Consider the following 17,240-nt stretch of genomic DNA (forward strand, 5'->3'; position numbering starts at 1 on the left):
GGCTTATATATTCTTTGAATTAAGCGATTCTAAAAATTGGGCGTAGGGTTTCACACAGTTTTGCAACATGCTCTGCACCCCTTTGCTCGTGATGGTCCCACCCGATACGGCATCGACATAGTCGGCGCCGTTTTGCGGCTTGTGTCCGGTCTTTTCTACGGCGATGGAGGTGAAGGTTCCGTCGATGAAGAAATGTTTGCCCTGGAACTGTTTCTGGAACTGAGGTTTCTCGATTTCGGCACCCAGACCCGGGGTCTCGCCTTGGTGGGCGAAGTAGGCTCCGTAGACCGTATTACCGTCGTTTTCGACCGAGATATACCCCCAAATGGGGCCCCACAGGCCGGCTCCCGAGAGGGGAATAATGTATTTGGTCGAACCCGATTCGTCGGTGCAGATGAAGATGGGCAGCGTGCGCTGTGCTTCGGGCAGTTTCAGCTGGTCGGCGATGTTCATCGAAAACGATTCGCCTTTGACCAGTTGGCCGTTGGCATCGACTACAAACGAGTCGTCGATGTATTTGCCATACAACTCCTGTGCATTCTCGGGAGTGGAGACGATGTTGACCGAGTTGAGTATCTGACTCATCTTGTCGATGGCGATGTTCTTCTGCTGAGCCGGTTTGAGCCCGATGGCGGCAAAGGCCAGGATAAAGGCCACGACAATCACCATGACCGCGGTATAGATGAGCGTATAGGTATTACCTTGTTTGTTCATAGCTGTAATTCTATTTTGTCAAGTTTTTGGCTCGTTTGAGACGGTGACGGATATTGGCCTCGACCACGAAGTAGTCGATGAGCGGGGCAAATGCGTTCATGAGCAGAATGGCCAGCATGGCGCCTTCGGGGTATCCGCTGTTGAATACCCGGATCAGGATAGCCACTACACCCACCAGGAATCCGAAGATGTATTTACCCGTATTGGTTCGCGCACCGGTTACCGGGTCGGTAGCCATGAAGACGGCGGCAAAGGCAAATCCACCCAAACAGATTTGGGAGAGGGGCGAGAGTTGTGCAGCCGGATAGATGTCGGGGTTGGCGAACCAGTTGCAGATAAGGCTCATCACGATGCCGCCAGCGAATACCGAGAGCATCACCCGCCAGCTGGCGATACCGGTACCCAGCAGAATGACGGCTCCGATGAGAATGGCCAGCGTCGAGGTCTCGCCGATGGAACCCGGTATGAATCCGAGGAACATGTCTTGCAGCGAAAGGGTATTGCCCAGAATATCGGTCAGTTGCAGGGCTCCGCCGCCTGTGTGGGTGGCAGCCTGCCCCAGCGGAGTGGCTCCCGAGAAGCCTTCGACCAGTTGTCCGGCGCCCAGTCCGAAGGTGTCGCCCGTGCGAACGAATACCTCGTCGCCCGACATCTTGGAGGGGTAGGCAAAGAAGAGGAAGGCCCGCGTAACCAGGGCGATGTTGAAGATATTCATGCCCGTACCGCCGAATACCTCCTTGGCAAAGATGACGGCAAAGGCGGTGGCCACGGCAATCATCCACAACGGCGTGTCGACCGGCACAATCATGGGAATGAGCATACCCGATACCAGGAAACCCTCCTGGATTTCGTGGTGACGCAGCTGTGCGGCGGTAAACTCGATGCCCAGACCTACCACGTAGGATACCACGATTTTGGGCAGTACGGCCAGGAATCCGAAGAGGAAAATCGACCAAAACGATGTCTGGGCCAGCTCGCCGATGGCCAGATAGTGTTGGTAGCCCACGTTGTACATACCGAAGAGCAGCGCCGGCAACAGGGCGACGATAACCACCGTCATCGTCCGCTTCGAGTCAATACTGTCGTGTATGTGTACCCCCGAGTGCGAGGTGGTGTTGGGGACAAAAAGGAATGATTCAAACCCTTCGAATACCGATTGGAACATGGACAACTTTCCCCCCGGTTCAAAATGGGGCTTGATTTTGTCCATGTAATTCTTTAAAGCTTTCAAAGTCGTTTCGTATTAAAATGGTTATTGTATCTTAGTTCATCTCTTTCATCAGCCGGTCGAGACCGTTGCGCACGATTTTTTGAAGTTCGAGCTTCGAGGTGTCGACAAACTCGCAGAGGGCGAAATCTTCGGGCGCCACCTCGTAGATACCCAGATTCTCCATCTTGTCGATGTCGAAGGCCAGGATTGCTTTGATGAGGTATTCGGGATAGATATCCATGGGGAATACCCGATCATACTCGTCGGACATGATGATGGCGCGCTCGCCGCCTCTCACCCGGGCATCGATGGCATAGCGCCGTTTCTTGCCCAGCAACCATGAGAAGTAGGAGTGGCTCGTGCTGTATTTGTGGGGATTGAGCGAAGCCCAGCCCATGAATTCGTTGCAGTTGTTCCCCTCGGGAATCACCGTCACTTGTGCCTGTCGGGCTCCCAGATAGCCGTCGGCTCCGGCGTTGAACCCGGTGAGCACGTTGCCGCTGATGTAGCGCTGCTCATAGTCGGCCTTCTTGACCAGACCCCGGGTAATCGAGGCGATTGAAGCGCCGGCACAGGTGCGTACATAGTGCGGTTTGGTTACCTCCGATCCCGTGACAGCCACCAGACGCGAGAAGTCGACATGACCTGTCTCGAGCAGACGACCGATGAAGAGCAGGTCGAGCGCATTGAGCGTCCACACCGTTTCGCCCTTGTTGACAGGTGCGATGTGGTTGATTTGTACCCCCACGTTGCCTGCGGGGTGCGGTCCGTCGAAGAGGACTGCCTCACCGTTTTTGAGCGCGAGGGGCGAACGTTTGGATACCCCCACATAAACCTTGCCCGGGGTGAGTTTGGCCAGTGCCTTCAAGCCTGTTTCGAGGAAATGAAGTTCGTCTTTCAGAACAAAGGCATAGTCGGGAGCCAGCGGTGCCGAGTCGAAGGCCGTGACAAAGATATCGCGCGGCGTTGTACCGGGGTTGGCAATGATGTCATAGGGGCGTTGCTTGATGAACGCAAAGGTTCCCGATTTCAGCAACAATGCTTTGAGATCGTCGGCCGATGCCGTATCGGGTGATACTTTACCGAAATCGACAGCCTCCTGTTTTATGTCGGGCTTGATGGTAATCTTCATCACCTTGCGCCGTTCGCCACGCTCCACGGCAACCACCTCGCCGCTTACCGGTGAAGTGACCACGACGTCGGTAAGCGTCTTGTCGTGCATGACCGGAGAACCGGCCAAAACGCGGTCGCCCGGTTTTACGTCCACTTTGGGGGTCAGACCGGTAAAATCGTCGGGGATAATGGCGTATAGCAGACTGTCTGTCGATTGGGATATTTCCGGGGCCGGAGCGCCTTGCAGCTGAATGTCGAGCCCTTTTTTGATTTTGACTACATGATCCATATTAATGTAGAAAATGAATTTTGTGCAAAATTACAATTCTTTTCGATTCCCGATAGTATCTTGTTGGCATTTTTTTAGATAGGGTGACACCTGGGCTAAAAATGTTCATAAATGAATAGATTGTATATTGTTCCAGATGATAATGAGAGGTTAGTAAAATATGCTGGAATATTGCGGCGAGACTGATTTGTTGCTCGTATGTCTTGGAGCGGCAGGTAACGGACAGACCCCTGAAAAGAGTCTAAATCACTATAATAATAGAAGAATAGGTGAGTTGTGACCCTCTGAAAAAAAAAGTGAATTATTTTTTTGTCTGGAAATAATGTACTACATTTGACGCACAAATGCGGAGAAATAAGCAGGAAAGAGGTGCGCTTGGTACCTCGGGCTCTTGGGAGAAAAATTCTCGGCATATAATATTAAGGAATTAGAAACGTTTCATAGAAAGGCATAACACAGTGGCTCATTAGCCTTTGCCAGGGCGATGCCACGAGGTTGAAACAAAGGATAGAACTGAATTAAAATAACTAATACAAACACTTAGATTTAATTTAATTATGGAAGCTAAAAAAGCTAAAAAGAACAAGGTGCGCGGTATAAAAAACGCATTTATTGTAATCATCATCTGTTTTATCATCGCTTTGGTGGTATTCACCCAAGTACTTGGTGCTCCTACAAACTTTGAAGGTGGCGATCCCGAAGGCGGACACCCTCTGAACCTGTTGGGTACAATCTATAAAGGTGGTTTCATCGTGCCTATCCTGCAAACTTTGCTGTTGACGGTAATCGTTCTTTCGGTAGAGCGTTTCATCGCCATGTTGAGTGTTAAAGGTAAAGGCAGTGTCGACAAATTCGTTGCCGCTGTAAAAGCAGCTTTGGAAAAAGGCGACATCGCCGGTGCACAAGCTCTCTGCGAAAAACAACGTGGTACGGTTGCCAGCGTAGTTTCGTCGGCTCTTATCCGCTACGGTGAAGTTGAGAATGACAGCAACTTGACGAAAGAACAAAAAATCGAGGCTATCCAAAAACAACTCGAAGAGGCTGCCGCTCTCGAAATGCCTGCCATGCAACAGAACCTGCCTATCGTTGCTACGATGACGACGCTGGGTACACTGGTCGGACTTCTCGGTACAGTGTTGGGTATGATCAAGTCGTTCCAGGCTCTGGCTACTGCCGGTGCTCCTGACTCGGTTGCCCTGTCGACCGGTATTTCCGAGGCCCTTGTGAACACTGCATTCGGTATCGCAACTGGTGCTCTCGCTGTAATTTCGTATAACTATTTCTCTAACAGAATCGATAACATAACCTACGCTATCGACGAGGTAGGTTTCTGCATTGTTAACACATTCGCTGCTACTCACAAGTAATCGGCATAAAATCGAAAGGACCATTATATGGCTAAAGTAAAAGTAAAAAAGAAGAGTACGCTCATCGATATGACCGCGATGAGTGACGTTACCGTGCTTCTGCTTACTTTCTTCATGCTGACATCGACCTTCGTTCAGAAAGAGCCTGTACAAGTGAGTACCCCCTCTTCGGTATCCGAAATCAAAATCCCCGAAATCAACGTTTTGCAGGTTTTGATTGAACCGTCCGGGAAAATCTTTATCAGTCTCGACAAACAAGAGGATAGGGTGAATGTATTGAATGCAATGAGTAGTATGTACGGAGTCCCGTTTACTCCCGAGCAAATAAATAAGTTCAGATTGGCCAACTCGTTTGGTGTGCCTATCAAGCAAATGCCGGGCTTTCTGGATCTGAAATCCGATATTCAGGACAAGACCCTCAAAAACTACGGTATCCCTTGTGACAGTACCAATAACGAGTTCAAGGAATGGGTTCGTGCTGCCCGCAAAAACAATCCCGATTTGAAGATTGCCATCAAGGCCGACCAGGCTACCCCGTATGACAAGATCAAAAACGTGATGAGTTCGTTGCAGGACATCAAGGAAAACCGTTACAATCTGCTTACTTCATTGAAGAGTTTACCCGCAGAAGAAGAAAATAACTAAGTCATGAAAGGAATTGAATTATGGCAGAAGTAGAAGTAAAAGACTCGGGTAAAGGCGGGAAGAAAGGACAACAGAAAAAAATGAAAATCCATGTGGACTTTACTCCCATGGTTGATATGAACATGCTTTTGATCACCTTCTTCATGTTCTGTACGACGTTGAGCAAACCCCAGACAATGGAGATCAGTATGCCTACCAACGACAAGGTAACAGAAGAAGAGCAAAATAAGGTGAAGGAATCGGAGGCTATAACCATCTTGTTGGGCGACCACGATCGGGTATTCTACTACCTGGGACAACCCAAGTATGAAGATTATACCTCGCTGGTCGAATCGTCTTATGGCGCTGACGGTCTGAGAGCTCTGCTCCTTGAACGCAACAAAACGGTTGTCAACAAGGTGAAGGATTTGAAGGAACGTAAGAAAAGAAAAGAAATCGATGAGGTAGTCTTCGACTCCTTGGTAACCGAAGCCAAGAAAACCAAAGGCTCCCCGGTTGTGATGATCAAGGCTAAGCTGGCCGACGAAAACGGACAGAACGGCGCCTCTTACCGCAACCTGATCGATGCGCTCGACGAAATGATTATCTGCGATATTGGTCGTTATGCCATTGTCGACATCACCGAGGGCGACCTGTTCCTGATGGAGAATTACGAGAAGAAAGGTGCTCTCTCAGATCAGATAGACACCAGTTTGAAGAAGAACTAATAGTACACATTAAAGGAGAAGAAAAATGTCAAAGAATGTAGATTTAACTTCGAAAGAATGGTGCGACTTAGTTTTTGTCGGGAAGAACAAAGCGTTCGGTGCTTACCGCTTGCGGGTAAATTCGCCCAAGCGATATACATGGGCTACCGTTGGTGTAATCTGTGTTGTAGCATTCGCCTTTGCACTCCCTTATATTGTGGACTCGTTTAAGTTTGGTGAAGCCGAGGAAGAGATCTCTACCGTCGTAGAGATGTCGCAGCTTCCCGAGGCCGAGGTAGAGAAACAAGAGGTTCAACCCCTGGTAGAGACGCCTCCTCCCCCTCCCTTGAAGAGCTCAATCAAATTTACCGCACCTGTAATCAAGAAAGACGAAGAGGTTTCTGACGAAGAAGAGTTGAAGTCGCAAGACGAGTTGACCCAATCGAAGGTAAACATCTCTATCGCCGACGTAAAAGGTAATGATGAAGAACATGGCCAGGACATCGCCGATTTCCGTGAAGTAATCGCCGAGCCTGTCGTAGAGGAAGAAAAACCCTACGAGGCCGTAGAGCAGATGCCTACCTTCCCCGGTGGCGAAGCCGAGTTGATGAAGTTCATTCGTGATAATCTCAAATACCCGGTTATTGCTCAGGAAAACGGTATCCAAGGTCGTGTAATCCTGCGATTCGTTGTATCGAAGACGGGTACCATCGACAACGTGACCGTGTTGCGTAGCTTGGACCCCACTTGCGACAAAGAGGCTATTCGAGTTGTGAAGAGCATGCCCAAGTGGATTCCCGGTAAACAAAACGGTAACAACGTACCGGTTTATTTCACATTGCCTGTTGTGTTCAAACTTTTGTAATCTCTCGATTGTTTAACCAAGAGATTCGTGCATATAGTACTCGCAACCTATTATCTCAAGATTTTAGGTTGCGGGTATTTTAAAAATAAAGTTTATGGAAGAAAAATACGGCCGTTATGATGAAGAGGGCGCCGGCAAGCAAAAGCGCCCGTTGGGAATGAACATCGTGTTGGGTATGGTGATGATAGCTATCTATTTGGGCATGGCTTATCTGTTGCTGTTCACCACCTTCTTTTCCAACTTGCACGACATTGTGCGTTACATCATGGGGGTCGTGTTTGCCTTATATGGCATTTTCAGGGGATATAGATTATTTGTCGGAATGAAATAAATTTGTGGGATTATGAATAAGTTGCTGGCATTTTCGTTTGTCGTTCTCATGGCCACCCTCGCTTCGTCCTGCGCGTCGTGTCAAGGCGATTCGGATCAGAAAGGTGAACGCAAGGTGAAAGAGACGATTACCTCGGGGGTAATCGACATCAGTTGCGATGAAAGTTTCGAGCCCATCATGGAGCAGGAAATCATGGTGTTTGAAGCGGCCTATCCCAAGGCTTCGATTATTCCCTATTATGTGAGTGAAGCCGAGGCTTTGAACATGCTGCTGCAAGACAGTGTGCGTCTGGCCGTGGCTACCCGCAAACTAACCCCGCAGGAAGAGGCTTCGTTCAAGTCGCGCCAGTTGCGTGTGCGCACCGTGCAGATTGCCCTCGACGGCATCGCCTTCATCGTGAACAAGTCGAACAAGCACGATGTCATCTCGGTCGACGAACTGCGCAAGATTGTTACGGGCGAGGTAACCACTTGGAATCAAATCTATCCCAACTCGTCGTTGGGTAAAATCAATTTTGTCTTTGACAATCAGGGATCCAGTTCCATGCGTTATGCCATTGACTCCCTGTGTCAAGGGAAACCGCTTTACCAAGGGCTCTTTGCCCAAAAGTCCAATCAGGCCGTAATTGACTATGTGGCCCAAACCCCCAATGCGATAGGCGTGATCGGGGCCAGTTGGATAGGCAATGAGGCCGACACGACCAATACCTCGTTTACCGATGTCGTTAAGGTGATGGCCGTGCGCAAGGCTCCGGGATACGATCCCTACAAGCCTTACCAATACTATATAGCCACGGGCGACTATCCGTTGACCCGTCCCATTTACATGATTACGACTGATCCCCGCAACGGTCTGCCCACTGGGTTTACCAAGTTTGTCTCCTCCCAAAGAGGCCAATTAATAATTTTTAAGACAGGTATTGTACCATGGCAGGCCAATATTGCGTTAAAAAGAGACGTAAGCGTCACTGATGCTTTTTAAGAAAGAAAATAATCAAATATTAAAAATATATCAATGAAATCAAGTTTTAAATTCGTATTGTCACTGTTCCTCGCTGCCGGTTCTTTGACCGCTTTCGCCGCCAGCTATACCGACGGAATAGAGTATTTCAAAGCCGGTCAACCCGATCGGGCCAAAATCCTGTTGGAGCGTACGCTCGACGATGCAGGAACCAACAAGGCCGAGTCGTATTACTATTTGGGCGAAATCGCATTTGGTAATAAGGACTATGCCGCAGCCGCAGAATATTATAAAAAAGGTCTTGCTGCCGACCCCTTGTATGCCTACAATATCGTAGGCCAGGGAAAACTCGCTTTGACGGGCGCCGATAAAGCAGCTGCCGAAAAAGAGGCCGAGAAATATTTCAAAGAGGCTCTGAAAGGTAAAAACAAAAAAGATGCCGGTCTTAACCTGGCTATTGCCAAGGCCTATTACCAAACCGGAGTCCCCGGCTATGAAGACTACATGAAGAAATCGTACAAAGCCGATAAGAAATATCCCGATTATTTTATGTTTGAAGGCGATGTGCTGGTTGACCAGCAAAAGTATGGCGACGCTTGCGGCCGCTATGAAAATGCCATCTACTTCGATCCCAACTGTATCGAGGCCTATGTAAAATATTCGCACATCTATTTCGACATCAACCCCACACTGGCTATCCAGAAGTTGGAAGAACTGCAAGAGATTGCTCCCAATTCGGCAATCGCTCAGCGTGAGATGGCCGAGGCTTATTACAAAAACTCGCAATATACCAAGGCCGCCGATGCTTATGAGAAATACATGCAGAACCCCAACCATTTCCAGACCGACCGTCCCCGTTTGGCAACCCTGTTGTTCTATGGCAAACGTTATGACGAGTCGTTGGCTCTGGCCAAGGACATCTTGTCGCGCGACCCGCAAAACTTTGTGATTCGCCGTATCGTGATGTACGATAACTACGAACTGGGCAATATGGAAGCTGCCGAGCAGGCTGCCGTTGAATTTTTGGGTATGGATCCGGGCGACAATGTATTCACCGCTCGTGACTACCTCACCTATGGAGATATTCTGTTGAAGGAGAAAAAATATGACGAGGCTATTGCTCAATATGAGAAAGCTTATGAATTGGACAATACGCGTACCGATGTACTCAAAGTGTTGAGCGATGCTTACGAACGTAACAAGAACTACCCGAAGGCTATCGAGTCATATGAGAAATATATGGAGGCCGATACGGCAAACAATCAACGTGTCATGGATTACTACATGCTGGGCCAGATCTGTTACAGCGCCGGGCAAGCTGCCATGGACAGCATAGAGTTGCGCGACATGTATCTGATCAAAGCCGACTCGATGTTTGATGTGGTCGTAAAACGTGCCCCGACAGATTACCGTGGCTATTTGTGGCGTGCCCGTGCCGCTGCCGTGCGTGACCCCGAGTTGAAAGAGGGATTGGCCGAACCCATGTACAAAGAGACTTTGACGGTTCTCGATCAGGATCCTGTCAATCGTGAGAAGGCAGCAACCAAGCGTGCCTACATTGAGGCTTACAAGTATCTGGGTTATTATAACTATCTGCAAACGACCACTCCTTCCAAGCGAAATGAGGCTATTGCCGCTACCAAGGACTATTGGAACAAGATGCTTGAACTGGATCCGCAGAATACCGAGATTCTCGAAGCATTGAAAACGCTCGATACCCTCTAATCGATATTTCCGAAATCTATAACGGAGCGACAGCCCATGGCTGCCGCTCTGTTTCTTTTTGTGCGGTTTTGTTCCAAAAGGAAGATAATTGGGTCGAAATGCAGATAAAAATAAAAAAGAATATTCCCTTGGGCTTTTGTTGGAAATAAAATTTGTATATTTGTGCGACAAAAATTTTCGAGGGATAATTTGCAGAAAAACGAAGGGAACTTTGCCTGTAAATGGAGTTTGTGAGATTTCGTTTGAGCGAGTTTAATTTCCTGGATATAAATAAAGTATAATTGTATGTTTGGCTCTGAGTGGAATAAGGCGATGTTCGATTGTGCGGCCGTGTGTATGGCAGAGCGATGCCGTATTTCCATTTCGGGAGTTTATGTATAGTTATGAACAGAGGGGCCTTGTATTGCGCTTGCGTCAATACGGGGCTTTGTTATTTGAAAAAGAAAATAGAAAATAAATACAAACCAATTTAACGTATGAATTCTGCACTATTTGTAGTTGTATTGATTACCGGATTGGCGTTGGTAGGAGCGGCTTTGTTGATAGCCGGTCTTATTTCTCCGCGCTCGTTCAATCCGCAGAAGGGCGAGCCCTATGAGTGTGGTATCCCCTCGCGAGGCGAATCATGGATGCAGTTCAAGGTAGGCTACTATCTGTTTGCCATACTGTATCTGATGTTCGACGTCGAAACGGTATTCTTGTTCCCCTGGGCGGTTATATTGAAAGATTTAGGTGTAGCCGGATTATTTAATATTTTATTTTTCATGGTGATACTTATCCTGGGATTAGTATATGCCTGGAAGAAAGGAGCACTCGAATGGAAGTGAAAATCAAATCGATGAAGTATGAAGACTTCAAAGACAATGAATATATCGAACAGCTTATCAGCGAGCTCAAAGCCTCGAATACCAATGTGGTGGTCGGGTGCCTTGACGAAGTCATCAATTGGGGACGGTCCAACTCCTTGTGGCCGCTTACCTTTGCGACAAGTTGCTGCGGTATCGAGTTTATGTCACTCGGCGCAGCGCGGTACGACATGGCCCGTTTCGGGTTTGAAGTAGCGCGTGCCAGTCCGCGTCAGGCCGATTTCGTGATGGTGGCCGGTACGATTGTACATCGCATGGCGCCGGTGCTCAAACGGTTGTACGACCAGTTGGCCGAGCCCAAGTATGTAGTAGCCGTGGGTGGTTGCGCCGTATCGGGTGGCCCTTTCAAGAAATCGTATCATGTGCTGAAAGGTGTTGACGAGATATTGCCGGTCGATGTCTATATCCCGGGGTGTCCTCCGCGTCCCGAGGCCATGTTCTATGGCTTGATGCAGTTGCAACGCAAGGTGAAGGTTGAAAAATTCTTCGGTGGCGTGAACCGTCAGGAGAAACGAGAGAAAGTATTCGGAAAATAATATAAGTTACCTATATGGCAAACATACAGCAAGAAATAAGCAGTTTTCTGCCGGAAGCTACCTTTGTAGAGGGACCCATCTTGGAAGTATCGGTGCCCGATGCCAAGTGGCACGATCTGGCGCTTTATCTGCGTGACAAACTGCACTTCGACTATTTGGTTTCTATCGTAGGCATGGACTGGGGTGAGACTCTGGGCTGTGTCTATTATCTCACTCGCACGGCCGATAATGCGCAGGTGTCGGTAAAAGTCGAAACCGCCGACCGCGAAAACCCGTTGCTCCACTCGGTTGAAGACCTGTGGAAATCGGCCTATTTATATGAACGCGAGGTTTACGACTTTTTCGGAATCCGCTTCATCAATCACCCCGACATGCGTCGTCTCTTCCTGCGCAACGACTGGGTGGGATACCCCCTGCGCAAGGACTACAATGCCGACCCCGAGGTGAATCCCATTCGTCTCGAACACGAGGCTGTCGACGATGTAACCCATGCCATCGTTGAGACTCCCGACGGAAAACTCGAAGAGCGTACGAATGTACTTTTCGCTCCCGAAGAGTTCGTGGTAAACATCGGTCCGCAACACCCTGCCACGCACGGTGTATTGCGCTTGCGCACCTCGCTCGACGGTGAGATTGTCAAGAAAATTGATGTTTATTGCGGTTATGTACACCGGGGTATCGAGAAGTTGTGCGAGTCGCTTACCTATCCGCAGACGCTCCACTTTGCCGACCGTCTCGACTATCTGTCGGCTCAGCAGAACCGTCATGCCGTGTGTCTCTGTATCGAAGACGCTCTGCAAGTCGAGGTCCCGGCCCGTGCCCAGTATGTGCGCACCATCATGGACGAGCTGATGCGTATCTCGTCGCACCTGTTGTTCTATGCTACCTTCTGTATGGACCTGGGTGCCACGACCGCCTTCTTCTACGGATTCCGTGATCGGGAAAAGATACTTGACATTTTTGAGGAGACTTGCGGTGCCCGCATGACCTTCAACTACTATACGATTGGCGGTCTTATGGCCGACATTCACCCCGATTTCCAACGTAAGGTGAAAGAGTTCTGCGCCTACATGCCGGGCATGTTGAAAGATTATCACCAGCTGTTTACCGGCAACGTGATAGCCCAGCAACGTATGAAAGGCGTGGGGTTGCTCTCTCGCGAAGACGCCATCTCGTATGGCATCGCTGGCCCGTCGGGTCGAGCCTCGGGTTGGGCTTGCGACGTGCGCAAGAATCACCCTTATGCCCTCTACGACAAGGTGGAGTTCAACGAGGTTGTCCGCACCGAGGGCGATGTTTTTGCCCGCTACATGGTGCGTATGGACGAGATTTTGGAGTCGATCCACATTATCGAGCAACTTATCGACAATATTCCCGAGGGCGATTATGCCGTGAAGATGAAACCCATCATCAAGCTGCCCGAAGGCCGTTACTTCCGTCAGGTAGAGGCCAGTCGTGGTCCGATAGGTATCTTTATCGAGAGCCATGGGGACAAGAATCCTTATCGGTTGAAAATCAACTCGGCCTGCTTGCCGCTGGTCGGTGGGCTCGACGCGATGTGTCGCAACGGAAAGATTGCCGACCTCATTGCCATCGGCGGTTCGCTCGACTATGTAATCCCCGATATGGACAGATAATTAGTAATCAAAAATAAATTAAAGAATAAGTTATGTTCGACTTTTCGATAGTTACCCACTGGATCGATAATTTGTTGAGGAGTGTCATGCCCGGCTGGGGAGCATTGTTGATTGAATTTGTATTGGTAGGCGTGGTGCTGTTGCTGCTTTATGCCGTGCTGGCCCTGTTCTACATATATTTTGAACGTAAGGTGTGCGCTTTCTTCCAGTGCCGTCTGGGTCCCAATCGGGTAGGCCCCTACGGTATCTTCCAGAGTGTGGCCGATATGTTCAAGATCCTGATTAAGGAGTTGATTTCGTTGAATCACATCGATAAGTTCCTGTTCAATCTGGCACCTTATCTGGTTATCGTCGCTTCGATGCTGGCCTTCGGCTGTCTGCCGTTCGGTAAAGGGTTGCAGGTAATCGATTTCAATATCGGGGTGTTCTTCCTGATTGCCGTTTCGTCGATTGGTGTGCTGGGTATCCTGTTGGCCGGTTGGTCGAGCCACAACAAATACACGCTCATCGGTGCTATCCGAAGCGGTGCACAGATGGTCAGCTACGAGCTCTCCATCGGGTTGTCGGTGTTGACGATGGTCGTATTTGCCGGCACGATGTCGATTACCGGTATCGTCGAGGCCCAGAGCAACGGTTGGTTCCTCTTTACGGGACACATTCCCGCCATCGTGGCCTTCCTCATCTATCTGGTAGCCGGTACGGCCGAGACCAATCGTGGCCCGTTCGACTTGCCCGAGGCCGAGAGTGAGTTGACCGCCGGTTATCACACCGAGTATTCGGGTATTCACTTCGGTTTCTTCTATCTGGCCGAGTATCTGAACCTCTTCATCGTCTCGGGTGTAGCCTCGTTGCTCTTCCTGGGCGGTTGGATGCCGTTCCACATTCCCGGTTGGGAGAGCTTCAACCACATCATGGACTATATTCCCTCGGTGGTTTGGTTCTTTGGAAAAGCCATTGTCATCTCGTTTATCATCATCTGGTTCAAGTGGACTTTCCCCCGTTTGAGAATCGACCAACTGTTGCGCCTCGAATGGAAATACTTGTTGCCGATTAATTTGGTAAACCTCTTTGTCATGGTGCTCATCGTTATTTACGGATTGCACTTTTAATGGATAAAATATAATAAGGATAATAGACGTAAAGCTATGGCAGATAAATTTGGATATATCACGCAGGTCATCGGGCCGGTTGTCGATGTCGCTTTTGAAGGCGAAGGAAACGACGTGCCGCCCATCTATGCCGCTCTGAAAATCGAGCGTGAGAATGGTACCGACCTGATTGTCGAAGTGGAGCAACACATCGGTGAGAACACGGTGCGTTGCGTGGCAATGGATTCTACCGACGGTCTCAAACGCGGTATGAAAGCAATCGACTTGCAACGTACCTTGTCGATGCCTACGGGCACACAGGTAAAAGGTCGGTTGATGAATGTGTTGGGCAATACCATCGACCACCTTCCTGCATTGGATTATACCGAATTGAAATCAATACATCAGGAGGCTCCTGCATTTGACGACCTCTCGATCAGTACCGAAATGCTTTACACGGGAATCAAGGTAATCGACCTGCTCGAACCTTATTCGAAAGGTGGTAAAATCGGTCTGTTCGGTGGTGCCGGTGTAGGTAAGACCGTGCTGATTATGGAGCTTATCAACAACATTGCCAAGGGACACAACGGTTTCTCGGTGTTCACCGGTGTAGGTGAGCGTACCCGTGAAGGTAACGACCTGCTGCGCGAGATGCTCGAGTCGGGCGTTATGTCGTATGGCAAGAAGTTTGAAGAGGGTATGGAACGCGGCGAATGGAATATACAGGACGTCGATATGGAGAAGGTAAACCAGTCGCAGGCTACGCTGGTGTTCGGTCAGATGAACGAACCGCCGGGAGCCCGTTTGCGTGTAGCCCTGGCCGGTCTGACGGTTGCCGAGCAGTTCCGCGACTCCGATGGTGGCGGTAAAGAGATTCTGCTCTTCATCGACAACATCTTCCGTTTCACCCAGGCAGGTTCCGAGGTATCGGCTCTGTTGGGACGTATGCCTTCGGCCGTAGGTTATCAACCGACGTTGGCCTCCGAGATGGGTAAGCTGCAAGAGCGTATCACCTCGACTAAGCAAGGTTCTATCACCTCGGTACAGGCTATCTATGTGCCGGCCGACGACTTGACCGACCCGGCTCCCGCCACCACGTTCAGCTTCCTGGACGCCACGACGGTGTTGAGCCGTAAGATTTCGGAGTTGGGTATCTACCCCGCCGTAGACCCGCTGGAATCGACCTCGCGTATCCTCGATCCCAATATCGTGGGTGAGGAGCACTACCAGGTAGCCCAGGCCGTGAAACAGCTGCTGCAACACTACAACGAATTGCAAGATATTATCGCCATCTTGGGTGTCGACGAGTTGTCGGACGAGGACAAGCTGGTCGTAAGCCGTGCCCGTCGTGCACAACGCTTCCTGTCGCAACCGTTCCACGTGGCCGAGCAGTTTACCGGTCTGCCGGGTGTAATGGTTCCGCTCGAAGAGACGATTCGCGGATTCAAGATGATTCTCAGCGGCGAGATGGACGAATATCCCGAACAGGCCTTCTTGAACGTCGGTACAATCGACGAGGCTATCGCCAAGGGTAAGAAACTGTTGGAGCAGGCCAAAGCCGCTCATTAAAAAAGAGATGTGAAGTATGGTACTTGAAATTATATCGTCGGAACAAATCCTTTTCCAAGGAGAGGTCGAATCGATCACTCTGCCGGGTGCCCAGGGTTCGTTTACCGTTCTTGAAAATCATGCATCGCTGGTCTCGACGCTCGATGCCGGTACCATTGAATATGTGACGGCAGGCGAACGCCATTCGGTCCCTGTCGGTGGCGGGTTTGTCGATGTGGATAACAACCGTGTAGCCGTGTGCGTGCGGTAATTGGTGGAGTAAAAAGAGATGAGAAAACAAATCGCATACATAGTAGCCTTTCTGATGATGGCCTTTTCGTTCAACCTGTCGGCTCAGGAGACGAGCGGGACGGAAGAGACGAAAGCCTTCAATCCGAAAGAGACGATTTTTAAGCACCTGCTCGATGAATATAGCTGGGAGTTGCCTTTCTCGCACGAGCATAAGATTTCGCTCCCGGTTATTGTGAGAGACTACAAGGGCGACTGGAAGGTATTCTGGTCGAGCCGTCTCGAACATGGACAGCAGTACGAAGGGTTCTATATCGCTCAGGACGGCCCCAACAAGGGCAAGGTCGAGAGTGTCGACGACCAGGGCAACCGCTATCGGCCACTCGACCTGTCGATCACGAAAAACGTGCTGGCCTTGATTATCGCCGCCCTGTTGTGCATGTGGTGTGTGCTTTCGGTAGCCCACTGGTACAAGAAGAAACACTACAAGGCACCCCGCAAGGGGGTAGGGGCCATCGAGTTCCTCATCGAGTTTGTCTATACCGGAGTCATCAAGAGCACGCTGGGTGACAAGGCGCCGCGCTTTGCCCCCTATCTGCTCACGATATTCTTCTTCATCTTGCTGATGAACCTCTTGGGGCTGATTGTCATCTTCCCCGGTGGCGCCAACCTGACGGGTAACATCGCCGTTACCATGGTGCTGGCCCTGTGTACCTTTATCGTGGTCAACGTGAAGGGAACCAAAGAGTATTGGAAAGAGACCTTCTGGCCCGATGTGCCTCTGTGGTTGAAGTTCCCGCTGCCCATCATGCCGCTCATTGAGGTGTTCGGAATCTTCACCAAACCGGCGGCCCTCATGGTCCGTCTCTTTGCCAACATGATGGGAGGACACATGATTATCCTGTCGCTCATCTCGCTCATCTTCATCTTCGGAGCCTTTGGCGCCGTCGTGGTAGGCGGGACGACCGTAATCTCGGTGCTCTTCTCGCTGTTCATGCTCATGATCGATACGCTGGTATCGTTCATTCAAGCCTATGTATTTACGATGCTGTCGACCCTGTTCATCTCGTTGGCACAGGTCGAGGGGCATCACGAAGGAAAAACAGAAAAAGTAGAAAAATAAAATAAATGTATAATCTCTAAACAACAAACATTATGTTAGGAATGATTTTATTACAAGCAGCAGCCGGTGCAAGTCTGGCTAAATTGGGTGCATGTATTGGTGCTGGTATCGCAGCTATCGGAGCCGGTGTAGGTATCGGTAAGATTGGTTCGTCGGCTATGGACGCTATCGCTCGTCAGCCCGAAGCCAGCGGTGATATCCGAAGCAACATGATTGTGATTGCCGCCCTGGTAGAAGGTGTGGCCCTGTTTGCTGTGATTGTTTGCGTGATGTCTTTGTTCATCTAAT

18 protein-coding genes are annotated in these 17,240 nt (G+C 49.8%); 15 read left to right on the forward strand and 3 right to left on the reverse strand.

Annotated features, from left to right (window positions below):
- Positions 1-3: 3 nt before the first annotated feature.
- The 3 genes from nqrC to BARVI_RS09585 are packed head-to-tail and all read right to left on the reverse strand — an operon-like array spanning position 4 to position 3,326.
- Positions 4-714, reverse strand: a complete 711-nt coding sequence (gene nqrC, locus BARVI_RS09575) for an NADH:ubiquinone reductase (Na(+)-transporting) subunit C (protein WP_025279032.1) — start codon at positions 712-714, stop codon at positions 4-6.
- Positions 715-724: 10 nt separating this feature from the next.
- Positions 725-1,945, reverse strand: a complete 1,221-nt coding sequence (locus BARVI_RS09580; RefSeq protein WP_025279033.1) for an NADH:ubiquinone reductase (Na(+)-transporting) subunit B — start codon at positions 1,943-1,945, stop codon at positions 725-727.
- Between the two features lie 31 nt (positions 1,946-1,976).
- The gene (locus BARVI_RS09585; RefSeq protein WP_025279034.1) at positions 1,977-3,326 is read right to left on the reverse strand and encodes a Na(+)-translocating NADH-quinone reductase subunit A; all 1,350 of its coding nucleotides are present in this window, start codon (positions 3,324-3,326) and stop codon (positions 1,977-1,979) included.
- 557 nt (positions 3,327-3,883) lie between these two features.
- Between BARVI_RS09585 and BARVI_RS09590 the strand changes: the two genes are divergently transcribed.
- The 15 genes from BARVI_RS09590 to atpE all read left to right on the forward strand — a co-directional run bounded on the left by BARVI_RS09590 (position 3,884) and on the right by atpE (position 17,239).
- On the forward strand, positions 3,884-4,693 hold the full coding sequence (locus BARVI_RS09590) for a MotA/TolQ/ExbB proton channel family protein (protein WP_025279035.1): 810 nt from the start codon (positions 3,884-3,886) through the stop codon (positions 4,691-4,693).
- Positions 4,694-4,720: 27 nt separating this feature from the next.
- Entirely contained in the window at positions 4,721-5,338 is a 618-nt protein-coding gene (locus BARVI_RS09595; RefSeq protein ID WP_025279036.1) for an ExbD/TolR family protein, read from the forward strand.
- Positions 5,339-5,358: 20 nt separating this feature from the next.
- Positions 5,359-6,045 (forward strand): ExbD/TolR family protein, encoded by a 687-nt coding sequence (locus BARVI_RS09600; RefSeq protein ID WP_025279037.1) that lies wholly within the window; start codon positions 5,359-5,361, stop codon positions 6,043-6,045.
- A 25-nt stretch (positions 6,046-6,070) separates the two neighbouring features.
- On the forward strand, positions 6,071-6,889 hold the full coding sequence (locus BARVI_RS09605; protein WP_025279038.1) for an energy transducer TonB: 819 nt from the start codon (positions 6,071-6,073) through the stop codon (positions 6,887-6,889).
- A 94-nt stretch (positions 6,890-6,983) separates the two neighbouring features.
- Positions 6,984-7,220 carry a hypothetical protein gene (locus BARVI_RS09610; protein ID WP_025279039.1) on the forward strand — a complete coding sequence of 79 codons (237 nt, stop codon included), beginning with the start codon at positions 6,984-6,986 and terminating at the stop codon, positions 7,218-7,220.
- 12 nt (positions 7,221-7,232) lie between these two features.
- On the forward strand, positions 7,233-8,201 hold the full coding sequence (locus BARVI_RS09615; RefSeq protein WP_025279040.1) for a PstS family phosphate ABC transporter substrate-binding protein: 969 nt from the start codon (positions 7,233-7,235) through the stop codon (positions 8,199-8,201).
- Between the two features lie 33 nt (positions 8,202-8,234).
- A complete protein-coding gene (locus BARVI_RS09620) occupies positions 8,235-9,905 on the forward strand; it encodes a tetratricopeptide repeat protein (protein WP_025279041.1) in 1,671 nt (556 codons plus the stop codon).
- Positions 9,906-10,381: 476 nt separating this feature from the next.
- Complete coding sequence (locus tag BARVI_RS09630) at positions 10,382-10,732, forward strand: NADH-quinone oxidoreductase subunit A (protein WP_025279043.1); 351 nt, start codon at positions 10,382-10,384, stop codon at positions 10,730-10,732.
- Entirely contained in the window at positions 10,723-11,307 is a 585-nt protein-coding gene (locus BARVI_RS09635; protein ID WP_025279044.1) for an NADH-quinone oxidoreductase subunit B, read from the forward strand. Before BARVI_RS09630 ends, BARVI_RS09635 begins: the two co-directional genes overlap by 10 nt.
- 14 nt (positions 11,308-11,321) lie before the next feature.
- On the forward strand, positions 11,322-12,944 hold the full coding sequence (locus tag BARVI_RS09640; protein ID WP_025279045.1) for an NADH-quinone oxidoreductase subunit D-related protein: 1,623 nt from the start codon (positions 11,322-11,324) through the stop codon (positions 12,942-12,944).
- 32 nt (positions 12,945-12,976) lie between these two features.
- Positions 12,977-14,053 carry an NADH-quinone oxidoreductase subunit NuoH gene (nuoH, locus tag BARVI_RS09645; protein ID WP_025279046.1) on the forward strand — a complete coding sequence of 359 codons (1,077 nt, stop codon included), beginning with the start codon at positions 12,977-12,979 and terminating at the stop codon, positions 14,051-14,053.
- A gap of 36 nt (positions 14,054-14,089) precedes the next feature.
- Positions 14,090-15,601 carry a F0F1 ATP synthase subunit beta gene (gene atpD, locus BARVI_RS09650; protein ID WP_025279047.1) on the forward strand — a complete coding sequence of 504 codons (1,512 nt, stop codon included), beginning with the start codon at positions 14,090-14,092 and terminating at the stop codon, positions 15,599-15,601.
- Positions 15,602-15,617: 16 nt separating this feature from the next.
- On the forward strand, positions 15,618-15,851 hold the full coding sequence (gene atpC / locus BARVI_RS09655) for an ATP synthase F1 subunit epsilon (RefSeq protein WP_025279048.1): 234 nt from the start codon (positions 15,618-15,620) through the stop codon (positions 15,849-15,851).
- Positions 15,852-15,869: 18 nt separating this feature from the next.
- The gene (gene atpB / locus BARVI_RS09660; protein ID WP_025279049.1) at positions 15,870-16,952 is read left to right on the forward strand and encodes a F0F1 ATP synthase subunit A; all 1,083 of its coding nucleotides are present in this window, start codon (positions 15,870-15,872) and stop codon (positions 16,950-16,952) included.
- Positions 16,953-16,984: 32 nt separating this feature from the next.
- Positions 16,985-17,239 carry an ATP synthase F0 subunit C gene (gene atpE / locus BARVI_RS09665; RefSeq protein ID WP_025279050.1) on the forward strand — a complete coding sequence of 85 codons (255 nt, stop codon included), beginning with the start codon at positions 16,985-16,987 and terminating at the stop codon, positions 17,237-17,239.
- Position 17,240 lies beyond the last annotated feature (1 nt).

The organism is Barnesiella viscericola DSM 18177 (genome assembly GCF_000512915.1).
In the GTDB taxonomy this organism is placed as follows: domain Bacteria; phylum Bacteroidota; class Bacteroidia; order Bacteroidales; family Barnesiellaceae; genus Barnesiella; species Barnesiella viscericola.

Bases quoted from the DNA above. Each gene is read 5' to 3' on its own strand.
- BARVI_RS09635 (WP_025279044.1), top strand. From the start codon at position 10,723: ATGGAAGTGAAAATCAAATCGATGAAGTATGAAGACTTCAAAGACAAT.
- BARVI_RS09605 (WP_025279038.1), top strand. From the start codon at position 6,071: ATGTCAAAGAATGTAGATTTAACTTCGAAAGAATGGTGCGACTTAGTT.
- BARVI_RS09610 (WP_025279039.1), top strand. From the start codon at position 6,984: ATGGAAGAAAAATACGGCCGTTATGATGAAGAGGGCGCCGGCAAGCAA.
- BARVI_RS09600 (WP_025279037.1), top strand. From the start codon at position 5,359: ATGGCAGAAGTAGAAGTAAAAGACTCGGGTAAAGGCGGGAAGAAAGGA.
- BARVI_RS09615 (WP_025279040.1), top strand. From the start codon at position 7,233: ATGAATAAGTTGCTGGCATTTTCGTTTGTCGTTCTCATGGCCACCCTC.
- atpB (WP_025279049.1), top strand. From the start codon at position 15,870: ATGAGAAAACAAATCGCATACATAGTAGCCTTTCTGATGATGGCCTTT.
- atpE (WP_025279050.1), top strand. From the start codon at position 16,985: ATGTTAGGAATGATTTTATTACAAGCAGCAGCCGGTGCAAGTCTGGCT.
- BARVI_RS09585 (WP_025279034.1), bottom strand. From the start codon at position 3,326: ATGGATCATGTAGTCAAAATCAAAAAAGGGCTCGACATTCAGCTGCAA.
- nqrC (WP_025279032.1), bottom strand. From the start codon at position 714: ATGAACAAACAAGGTAATACCTATACGCTCATCTATACCGCGGTCATG.
- atpC (WP_025279048.1), top strand. From the start codon at position 15,618: ATGGTACTTGAAATTATATCGTCGGAACAAATCCTTTTCCAAGGAGAG.
- BARVI_RS09630 (WP_025279043.1), top strand. From the start codon at position 10,382: ATGAATTCTGCACTATTTGTAGTTGTATTGATTACCGGATTGGCGTTG.
- BARVI_RS09590 (WP_025279035.1), top strand. From the start codon at position 3,884: ATGGAAGCTAAAAAAGCTAAAAAGAACAAGGTGCGCGGTATAAAAAAC.
- atpD (WP_025279047.1), top strand. From the start codon at position 14,090: ATGGCAGATAAATTTGGATATATCACGCAGGTCATCGGGCCGGTTGTC.
- BARVI_RS09640 (WP_025279045.1), top strand. From the start codon at position 11,322: ATGGCAAACATACAGCAAGAAATAAGCAGTTTTCTGCCGGAAGCTACC.
- BARVI_RS09595 (WP_025279036.1), top strand. From the start codon at position 4,721: ATGGCTAAAGTAAAAGTAAAAAAGAAGAGTACGCTCATCGATATGACC.
- BARVI_RS09620 (WP_025279041.1), top strand. From the start codon at position 8,235: ATGAAATCAAGTTTTAAATTCGTATTGTCACTGTTCCTCGCTGCCGGT.
- nuoH (WP_025279046.1), top strand. From the start codon at position 12,977: ATGTTCGACTTTTCGATAGTTACCCACTGGATCGATAATTTGTTGAGG.